Origin of the sequence: Cellulomonas sp. (assembly GCF_017744555.1) — a bacterium.
Classification (GTDB): Bacteria; Actinomycetota; Actinomycetes; order Actinomycetales; family Cellulomonadaceae; genus Cellulomonas.
On sequence record NZ_JAGIBD010000071.1, the window covers coordinates 2,359 to 3,883 of the forward strand.

The window sequence follows — 1,525 nt, forward strand, 5'->3', positions numbered from 1 at the left end:
GAACGTCTGCGTGGCCATGCCCGCATCGTCGCGCGCGGCGCGGCCGGGCACCACCGGGACGGGACGACGCTCCACCCCGCCGGGCCCCCGCGTCGCCGCGACCCCTCGTCGCACCGTGCCGGCTCACGCCCACCCCGACCTACTCGGCGTGCTGCCGCCCGATGTAGTCGGACATGCCGGGGACGGTGAAGGCGATCCGGCCATGCTCGGGCGCGTACACCAGACCCTTCGCGATGAGCTGCGCCCGGGTAGGCCCGAGGCTCCCGATCTGCTTGCCGAGTCGACGGGCGACCTCGCCGCTCCGCGACCCCCCGTCGCCGTCCTCGGCCATCGCGCGCAGGTACGCGCGCTCTGCGGGTGTCGCTCGATCCCACCGCGCCGGGAAGAAGCCCTGGTCGAGCTGCGCGCGCCCGAGCTCGAGCGCGCGCTCGGCGTCCGCCTCGGTGAACACCTTCGCCGGTGCGACGTCCCAGATGGCCTTGCCGTACTCCTGGAGGAAGTAGGGGTAGCCCGCGGCTGCCTCGACGAGGAGGTCGAGCGCCTCCGCGCCATATCTCGCCCCGACCCTCTCCGCTGGCGTGGCCAGCGCAGCACCGGCGGCGTCGCGGCTCAGGGGCCCGATCTCGTGGTAGTCGAACAAGCGCTCGGCATAGGAACGCGACTCGCTGAGTGTGGACGGGAGGCTCGGGAGACCGGCGCCGATGACGTAGAAGGGCCACTGTCGCTGCCCCGCGGCGTGCTGCACGGCGAGCAGCGCCGTCAGGAGCTCGTCGTCGACGTCCTGCATCTCGTCGATGAAGATGGCGAAGCCCTTGCCCTCCGGCCGCAGCGCCGTCGCAACGTCGTCGACCATCTCCTCGAGGTCGAGGTCGACCTGGCCGGTATCGGCACGCCCCTCGGTGGTCCCGATCCCCAGGGACACGCCTGCGACCCCGATGGTCGCCGAGAACGACCCGATGCTGCCGAGTACACCCTTCAGCCGCTCACGGGCGCCCGGACGGTTGTAGCGGCGAGCCGCCACCAGGAGCTCGCGCGCGAGCTTCCCTCGCACCGCACGCGCCCCGGCGTCGCCGGGAACGGCCTCGATCGCCACGGTGAACCAGCCGTGGGAGTCGGCGTGGGCGCGGAGCTCGTTGAGGAGGACCGTCTTGCCCACGCCGCGGAGCCCCGAGAGCACCATGCCTCGGTTGTGCAGGTGGTTGCCGGTGCGTGCCACCACCGTGTCGAACGCCTCCACCTGCGCTTCCCGCCCGACCATCGCGGGCGGTCTCAGGCCCGACCCGGGCGCGTATGGGTTGAGCGCGGGATCCATGAAGGGGATCATACAGCGGTATAGCGAATCGCCCTACACCTTCATCTAAGGTTGTACACCTCTCGCGGCGAACAGGCCCCGCCGACAGCCCACCCGCATACCCTGACCCGCATGGCCACCATCCGGGACGTCGCGGCCGACGCGGGCGTCGCGCCGAGCACGGTGTCGAACGTGCTGTCGGGCCGCAAGCGGTTCCCGGACGCGACGGTGGCG

At 72.0% G+C, this 1,525-nt stretch carries 2 protein-coding genes; one reads left to right on the top strand and one right to left on the bottom strand.

The features are described from left to right. Nucleotides 1-139: 139 nt before the first annotated feature. On the bottom strand, nucleotides 140-1,312 hold the full coding sequence (locus J7523_RS19955; RefSeq protein ID WP_291890476.1) for an ATP-binding protein: 1,173 nt from the start codon (nucleotides 1,310-1,312) through the stop codon (nucleotides 140-142). A 111-nt stretch (nucleotides 1,313-1,423) separates the two neighbouring features. On the opposite strand from J7523_RS19955, the gene J7523_RS20640 reads away from it, so the two are divergent. Beyond that, nucleotides 1,424-1,525 (top strand): LacI family DNA-binding transcriptional regulator (locus tag J7523_RS20640; protein ID WP_363267408.1); only part of this gene is annotated, 102 nt, incomplete at its 3' end.

What these genes read in the sequence shown, in the direction of transcription:
- J7523_RS19955 (WP_291890476.1), bottom strand. Translation starts at nt 1,312, where the DNA reads ATGGATCCCGCGCTCAACCCATACGCGCCCGGGTCGGGCCTGAGACCG.